This is a genomic window from Phaeobacter piscinae, from assembly GCF_002407245.1.
Lineage (GTDB): Bacteria > Pseudomonadota > Alphaproteobacteria > Rhodobacterales > Rhodobacteraceae > Phaeobacter > Phaeobacter piscinae.
This window is the reverse complement of record NZ_CP010681.1, coordinates 2,777,848-2,785,000: the sequence shown is the minus strand read 5'-3', so window position 1 is coordinate 2,785,000 and position 7,153 is coordinate 2,777,848. Positions and strand designations below refer to the sequence as shown.

The window sequence follows — 7,153 nt, the reverse complement described above, 5'->3', positions numbered from 1 at the left end:
ACCCGGGAGTACTAGATGGCAGACACACTGCGGATGCTAACGTCCGTAGTGGAGAGGGAAACAACCCTGACCTACAGCTAAGGCCCCTAATTCATGGCTAAGTGGGAAAGCAGGTGGGATGTCCAAAACAACCAGGAGGTTGGCTTAGAAGCAGCCATCCTTTAAAGATAGCGTAACAGCTCACTGGTCTAATTAAGACGTCCTGCGGCGAAGATGTAACGGGGCTCAAGCCATGAGCCGAAGCTTAGGATGCACATAGTGCATGGTAGCAGAGCGTAGTGTGACATAGCTTCATGTCTCCTTAGTGTCCTCGGACACATCGGAGACACGAAGCTTTCGATGAAGCGGGCGCGTGAGCGATCCCGTGGAGAGATCACTAGCGAGAATGATGACATGAGTAGCGACAAAGAGTGTGAGAGACACTCTCGCCGAAAGTCCAAGGGTTCCTGCTTAAAGCTAATCTGAGCAGGGTAAGCCGGCCCCTAAGGCGAGGCCGAAAGGCGTAGCCGATGGGAACTAGGTTAATATTCCTAGGCCAGGAGGATGTGACGGATTGTGAAGGTAGTTCATCCTTATCGGATTGAATGGGCTGCTGATCAGTCCCTGGAAATAGCCCTCCATGAGACCGTACCCTAAACCGACACAGGTGGACTGGTAGAGAATACCAAGGCGCTTGAGAGAACGATGTTGAAGGAACTCGGCAAAATACCTCCGTAAGTTCGCGAGAAGGAGGCCCGGTTCCAAGGCAACTTGGAGCTGGGGGCACAAACCAGGGGGTGGCGACTGTTTATTAAAAACACAGGGCTCTGCGAAGTCGCAAGACGACGTATAGGGTCTGACGCCTGCCCGGTGCCTGAAGGTTAAAAGGAGGGGTGAGAGCTCCGAATTGAAGCCCAGGTAAACGGCGGCCGTAACTATAACGGTCCTAAGGTAGCGAAATTCCTTGTCGGGTAAGTTCCGACCTGCACGAATGGCGTAACGACTTCCCCGCTGTCTCCAACATCGACTCAGCGAAATTGAATTGCCTGTCAAGATGCAGGCTTCCCGCGGTTAGACGGAAAGACCCCGTGCACCTTTACTACAGCTTCGCACTGGCATCAGGATTGTGATGTGCAGGATAGGTGGTAGGCATCGAAACCGGAACGCTAGTTCCGGTGGAGCCTCCCTTGAGATACCACCCTTCGCACTCTTGATGTCTAACCGCGGTCCGTTATCCGGATCCGGGACCCTGCGTGGCGGGTAGTTTGACTGGGGCGGTCGCCTCCTAAAGCGTAACGGAGGCGCGCGAAGGTTGGCTCAGAGCGGTCGGAAATCGCTCGTTGAGTGCAATGGCAGAAGCCAGCCTGACTGCGAGACTGACAAGTCGAGCAGAGACGAAAGTCGGCCATAGTGATCCGGTGGTCCCAAGTGGGAGGGCCATCGCTCAACGGATAAAAGGTACGCCGGGGATAACAGGCTGATACTGCCCAAGAGTCCATATCGACGGCAGTGTTTGGCACCTCGATGTCGGCTCATCTCATCCTGGGGCTGGAGCAGGTCCCAAGGGTACGGCTGTTCGCCGTTTAAAGAGGTACGTGAGCTGGGTTTAGAACGTCGTGAGACAGTTCGGTCCCTATCTGCCGTGGGTGTAGGATACTTGAGAGGAGTTGCCCCTAGTACGAGAGGACCGGGGTGAACGATCCACTGGTGGACCTGTTGTTGCGCCAGCAGCAGTGCAGGGTAGCTATGATCGGACAGGATAACCGCTGAAGGCATCTAAGCGGGAAGCCCCCCTCAAAACAAGGTATCCCTGAGGGCCGAGGTAGACCACCTCGTCAATAGGCCGGAGATGTAAGTGCAGCAATGCATTCAGTTGACCGGTACTAATCGCCCGATAGGCTTGATCTGTTCCAGTAACAGTCAGTGACACAAGAACCAAAAGCAAAACAAACTTGGACTTCATGTCGATTGTATCTCCGCGACGTCTCAAAACCGAAACGTCGCGAATATGGATTTTCCTCGGTTTGGTGGTCATAGCGCAAGTGAAACACCCGGTCCCATCCCGAACCCGGAAGTTAAGCACTGTTGCGCCGATGGTACTGCGTCTTAAGGCGTGGGAGAGTAGGTCACCGCCAAACCTAGAAAAATCCATAAACATAAACGATACCAATAAAATATACCTTCAGACAAAAACATCTGAAGAAAAAACGCCCAGTCACAACACGCGTGATCAAGCAGCGGCAGCCTCAAGCAACAAAACGCAATGAGGCAAAACAAAAATGTCGCGGGATGGAGCAGCCCGGTAGCTCGTCAGGCTCATAACCTGAAGGTCGTAGGTTCAAATCCTACTCCCGCAACCAGCTTTAGCGAACAGGCCGCAGTCGAAAGACTCTCGGCCTTTTTGCTGTCTGCAATACTCAACAGTTCCAAAAGCTAACCTTGAATCTCAAGCTCATTATGTTCCTTCTGCTCATCCCAGCTCACCACCACCGTGTCGATCAATGAGTGAAGTTCGTCAGCCGCCGGACCTGCCACCGCCTCATCCGATAGCGTTCTTGCAAGGTCAGCCACGTAGGTTTTGTAAAGACCGGGCAGGTCGTCCGGCAGGACGATCGGAGTGGGAACAAGGGCCTCCCGTTCGGCCTGCAGGGCCTTCAGCTCGGTATCCACCGCATTCAGCCGCTCGATCAGCGCCTCTGAGAAGGTACCACCCTCGACCGCGCGCATGAGGTTGGCGTGGGTCTTCTCTGTTTCCTGGATCCGCTCATCGTGGCGACGCAGGGTCTCGCCAGTCTCGTGCTCTTTGGCTCGCATCTTCTCGACAAACTTCTTCCGAAAATCCTCATAGGCGGCGTCTTGCATCAGGCCTGTGCGAAGACCGCTCAGGATGCTCTCGGCGGCGTCGGTCTCGGCCAGGCCGGGCATGCCGGAGCAGACGGCCTTGCCCTTCTCTTTATGGTTGGCACAGTAATAGCGTCGGCGCGCGCCTTTGCCCGCGACAGTAAGGTTGCCGCCGCATTGGCCGCAGCTCAGCAGCCCTGAGAGCAGATACTTCCGTCTTCGCGCGCTCTGCGCGGCTCCAGCTCCGGAGCGGCCCCCGGCTTCGGCTCGGGTGCGTTGGCTGTCTATTCCCTCTTGGCGCTCCTTCACCTTGCTCCAGAGGGTCTCATCGATGATCCGCAGCTCCGGCTTCTCAGTGATCAGCCAGTCTTCGGGCGGATTGGGCTTCGAGACCCGTTTGCCGGTCTCGGGGTGTTTGGAATAGCGTTGCCGGTTCCAGACGTGGCGCCCGGCGTAGAGTTCGTTGTTGAGAATACCTGTGCCGCGGGCCCGGTGGCCGTAGATCGTGTTGGCCTTCCAGTGACCGCTGCCTGCGCCGCGCCCGCGCGGGGCAGGGACGGAAGCCGCATTGAGGTCGGCCGCGATCTGGCGCGGGGATTTGCCTGCGGCGTATTCCGTGAAGATGCGGCGCACGATGGTGGCCTCTTCGGGATGTATCTCCATGACGCTGCCGTCTGACTTTCCGTCGCGCTCAGGAAGCGCTTTCGAGCGATAGCCGTAGGCCCGTCCTCCAGTGTTCTTGCCCGCCTCCACACGGCCGATGAGGCCACGACGGGTCTTGTGTGACAGTTCTTCCAGAAACAGTTATGCGAAGGTGCCGAGAATCCCGATGTCAAAGATCCCCAGCTTGCCACGATGGGGCTGGTGCATCTCGACATCGGCGTGGCGGGCCTTCTTGTAGAAGAGCATCAACACTTCAAGATCGCGCGCCAACCTGTCGAGGTGCTCGAATAGGACGATGTCGCAACCGCCATCAGCGATGAAGTCCTGCAAAGCGTCAAAGCCCGGACGGCCGCGTGTCGCGCCGCTGATCGCCACATCCTGGAAGACCTTCACCACGGTCCAGCCGTCCTGTAGGTCCGCGTGTTGGCGGCACAGGCGCACCTGGTCATCGATCGATGTCGGGTTCTGCAGGTCTGTCGAGTAGCGCGCATAGATCGCAACGCGGAGGGGCTTGGCGGCGTGCAGCATTCAATACTTTCCAAAAAGGCGGGCGCGTCGAAGTCTTGCGCCTGGTAGCGGTTTTGTCCAGCCTCGCCCAAAACACGGTTACCGTGACCAAAGGCGGTGCAGGTTCCTTTTTTTGGCCAAAATCAGGGTCCAGTGTGATCTGACCTCGTCCGGAGTGTCCGCCTTTGCCTTGGCCTCCCGGGCCGCCCGCTTGGCGGCAACTTCGGCGATGAGATCGATCAAGTTCGTGAGGGCCATGGGCTTCTCCTTCGGCTGTGGACACCGAAAACCGACAGACCGGCGAGACCGTGCTCTCGCGTGTGATTGATGAGCCCGTGCGGGGATGACCTGCACGGGCTTCTTCTTTGCGGGCGCGCCGACATCTGTAGCAGCAGAAGGTTCGTCGGCGCGCCCTGACGCGGGTGTTCCGGCCCGCGTGTTCTGTCAGGCCGGACTGCGCAGCGCTTCCAAGGCCTTCTCGGCCTTCAGGATGTCGTGCACCGCCGCGAGGGTTGCATAGAGCTCGAAGAGAACCGCCACAGCATTGGCCAGGCGGTCGGCTTCCGGCGTCAGCCGCTCCTTGCTCCAGCTGGCGTCGTCTGAGACATTCTCGGGGCTGTGGTCGTAGTGGGTCTCCACATAGGTTCCTTCGAGGACCTGGACATCCAGAACGCTCACCAGCCCGTGCAGCATCGCAAGGACGCCCTTCTCGACGATTGCACCACGACGCAGGACGGCCAGAAGGGCTTTGGCCTCACGTTTTGCCTTTGGGGCAACGAGTTCGAGCACGTCCTGTTCGATCCCGGTCGCAGCGGCCCGTGCAAGTGGGAAGCAGGACGCGGCCATAGCGGTGATCTCGTTGGCGGATTTGAATGGCATTTCCATTGGTCTTTTCCTTGTGTTGGTTTGAGATGGTGTGTGGGACGCGAAAGCGCGGTTCCTTACCGGAAACCGCGCGCTTCGTGTTCCCATCCCACCTGTTCTGCGCGCTGTTCTTCGCGGTGGTGCGCAGCGGTGTCCGCCTCAGCCTGGATCCGGGCCCGGACAGCGTTCAGTCGCTCCAAAAGAGGCGCGTCCAGCTTCCCGATGATCTCCGGGCCATCGGTCTGGCCATCAAAGCCGCTGTGATCGACGTGCACGATGATGCGCCGTGCGCCGACAAACCGCGTGGGCTTCGACAATCCGGCCGTATCGCGCGAGGCGGGGTGATTGACGATGACCTCGTAGCCGCGGTTGGCGCGGGTGTCTGCCGAGGTGCCATAGGCGATCTCGACAAAGCGATCGTCGCCGCTGCTCAGGGTATTGAGCACCAGGCACGGCCGCCGCTTGGGGATACCGGGTTCGGTGTTCTCCTCGTTGAGAGGAAAGCGGAACAGCACGACATCGCCGCGTTGAAGCGATGACTGATCTCCCGCTGCGGAAAAAGGGTGGGGATGGTGATACAAAGTGGCCTCCTGTGGCGTGGGACAACGACGCCAGCGGGAAAAGCCAAAGCAAAAGGCTTCAGCTCAGCTGCGCGTCACATCGAACGCGCGGCTGAGCCGAAGCCGAAAAACGGGAGAGCGCCGAGAGGGTGTCCCTCTCGGCGAAATCCGCCCTGAGGGCACTGAGGGGGCGCTCGTTTGGGGGCGGAGAAGTGCGGTTGACGCAGAAGCCGGACGAAGTCTGGCCAACATGCCCTCAACGCCAAAGGGCCGGAGCCAGCCCTTAGCCATCTTGGCGTAACACTACGCAGCTTCTGCTAACCAGCCGTCCCCATTCAAATCGATGGTCTTGGCTTCGGAAACCTATCGACGACGACCTTGTTATAACTTGCTACTCGTTGCAACTTAGATCAGAAATGGAAGAACCGCTATTTGCACTATGACATAGGCCCATATCTTGCGTGAGAAGAAGCAATTCAATCGAGATCTGTTCGAACTTTACTTCGAGCAGACTTGGCTGCAGAGGCACGAAGCGAAGATAGAACGGCTTCTTGAGCTCGCGCATACAAAAGACGAACGTGAGCTCATCCTAGACTTGTTAAAGCACTTCAATTATATAGGCGAGGACAGGCTGCAATTGTTGCTTGGGGCGATGGCGAACCGAATTTGTCATGAACTCGCAGTGCCGGAAGAAAAAACGCAAGTAGTAACAACGGCAATAGACAACGAGCCCGACAGTTCGCAAATGCTACTACAAATGTTAAAAAACCGCCTTACAGAGAATGGTTTCACAAAAATTGCAAAACGATCTCGAGGTCATGAGGCAATAAAATATTGCCACGAGCGTCCGAATATAATTGTCGTAGAGGAGTTTTCCGGCACTGGCGGTACGATAATTTCGCGCGTGACTGAACTGAATCGAAGAATTCAAGACAAGGCAAAGAGCAAGGGCTTGACGATCAATCCGAGAATTGTAGTTTGTTTGCTTGCGACTATGCGTAGCGCACTTGAACGGATTAAGGATGCTGACATTGAAGTTTATGCTGAGTTTGAAATGGCGGCGGGGATCTCTCAGCGCATCGACCCAGAAAATATCATGCAAAAAAAGCGCCTGATGGTGAATATCGAAACGCGACTAGACCAAGCGCGAATGCAGCCGTTCCCCTCTCTAGGTTACGGTCAGGCGGAGGCTCTTTTTTTTATTCAGAACGGAAACCCGCCGAACAACAATTTTCCTGTGTTTTGGTGGAAGCATCTAAAAGATGGGGGTAGTTTTTTTCCGTTGCTGGAAAGGGATGAGCCGAATTATGATTACTAAATTACCCTCCGAATATGTTCGTATGTTAATCCGCGTTGCACGCGCTGAAGACGGGGTAGATGTAACTACACTGATGCACACCTTTCGCCAAACTCCGGCGGTAGTCGCCCACTTTAGTAGAAAATTGGCGGCCATTGGTTTCCTAACGGTTGAGAGGAGCAAACTTCGTGCGACGCGAGAAGGTCGAGACGCCGCTGCACGCTTTGCGGCTGAACAGGCGGCAAGGCATTCGAAGTCGTGGAGAAAAGTGCCGAGCCAACGAACAAAGTACGCGTTGAATCCTTTCGAACCTTATCTGCCGAAACGATCAGAGGTCGATCCAGATCTTCTATTTCAGGCTGGACAAAAAGATGTTTAGAGTGATATCTAGATTTAAGGCTGGCGCTCGGCTAGTGTTTCGAAGCGAAGTCGCTTCGGCAGC

The 7,153-nt window shown here is 56.4% G+C and carries 7 protein-coding genes, 1 tRNA gene and 2 rRNA genes (1 of these 10 cut by a window edge); 5 read left to right on the top strand and 5 right to left on the bottom strand.

The annotated features are described in order from the left end of the window. From phaeop14_RS13060 to phaeop14_RS13050, 3 genes are all read left to right on the top strand, one after another. A 23S ribosomal RNA gene (locus tag phaeop14_RS13060) occupies positions 1–1,887 on the top strand (it extends 941 nt beyond the left edge of the window). Between the two features lie 115 nt (positions 1,888–2,002). Continuing rightward, positions 2,003–2,117 (top strand): 5S ribosomal RNA (gene rrf / locus phaeop14_RS13055). 145 nt (positions 2,118–2,262) lie between these two features. Next, positions 2,263–2,339: transfer RNA gene (locus phaeop14_RS13050), tRNA-Met, on the top strand. A gap of 73 nt (positions 2,340–2,412) precedes the next feature. Here the strand turns inward: phaeop14_RS13050 and phaeop14_RS13045 are convergent. From phaeop14_RS13045 to phaeop14_RS13035, 5 genes are all read right to left on the bottom strand, one after another. After that, entirely contained in the window at positions 2,413–3,483 is a 1,071-nt protein-coding gene (locus phaeop14_RS13045) for a recombinase family protein (RefSeq protein WP_244905771.1), read from the bottom strand. 141 nt (positions 3,484–3,624) lie between these two features. Further along, positions 3,625–4,011, bottom strand: a complete 387-nt coding sequence (locus tag phaeop14_RS19905; RefSeq protein WP_244905770.1) for a recombinase family protein — start codon at positions 4,009–4,011, stop codon at positions 3,625–3,627. A 78-nt stretch (positions 4,012–4,089) separates the two neighbouring features. Beyond that, the gene (locus phaeop14_RS19695) at positions 4,090–4,248 is read right to left on the bottom strand and encodes a hypothetical protein (protein WP_158524515.1); all 159 of its coding nucleotides are present in this window, start codon (positions 4,246–4,248) and stop codon (positions 4,090–4,092) included. Positions 4,249–4,434: 186 nt separating this feature from the next. Continuing rightward, positions 4,435–4,875 (bottom strand): hypothetical protein, encoded by a 441-nt coding sequence (locus phaeop14_RS13040; protein ID WP_096789797.1) that lies wholly within the window; start codon positions 4,873–4,875, stop codon positions 4,435–4,437. A 56-nt stretch (positions 4,876–4,931) separates the two neighbouring features. After that, positions 4,932–5,435 (bottom strand): type II toxin-antitoxin system PemK/MazF family toxin, encoded by a 504-nt coding sequence (locus tag phaeop14_RS13035; RefSeq protein ID WP_145957409.1) that lies wholly within the window; start codon positions 5,433–5,435, stop codon positions 4,932–4,934. A gap of 436 nt (positions 5,436–5,871) precedes the next feature. Between phaeop14_RS13035 and phaeop14_RS13030 the strand changes: the two genes are divergently transcribed. Together phaeop14_RS13030 and phaeop14_RS19645 are read left to right on the top strand one after the other, a co-directional pair. After that, a complete protein-coding gene (locus tag phaeop14_RS13030; protein WP_096789795.1) occupies positions 5,872–6,732 on the top strand; it encodes a phosphoribosyltransferase-like protein in 861 nt (286 codons plus the stop codon). Further along, positions 6,722–7,090: a hypothetical protein gene (locus phaeop14_RS19645; protein ID WP_145957408.1), complete on the top strand. Its 369-nt coding sequence runs from the start codon at positions 6,722–6,724 to the stop codon at positions 7,088–7,090. Before phaeop14_RS13030 ends, phaeop14_RS19645 begins: the two co-directional genes overlap by 11 nt. The last annotated feature ends 63 nt before the right edge of the window (positions 7,091–7,153 follow it).

Coding starts and splice junctions, on each gene's coding strand:
- phaeop14_RS13040 (WP_096789797.1), bottom strand. CDS start 4,875: ATGGAAATGCCATTCAAATCCGCCAACGAGATCACCGCTATGGCCGCG.
- phaeop14_RS19905 (WP_244905770.1), bottom strand. CDS start 4,011: ATGCTGCACGCCGCCAAGCCCCTCCGCGTTGCGATCTATGCGCGCTAC.
- phaeop14_RS13045 (WP_244905771.1), bottom strand. CDS start 3,483: ATGGAGATACATCCCGAAGAGGCCACCATCGTGCGCCGCATCTTCACG.
- phaeop14_RS19695 (WP_158524515.1), bottom strand. CDS start 4,248: ATGGCCCTCACGAACTTGATCGATCTCATCGCCGAAGTTGCCGCCAAG.
- phaeop14_RS19645 (WP_145957408.1), top strand. CDS start 6,722: ATGATTACTAAATTACCCTCCGAATATGTTCGTATGTTAATCCGCGTT.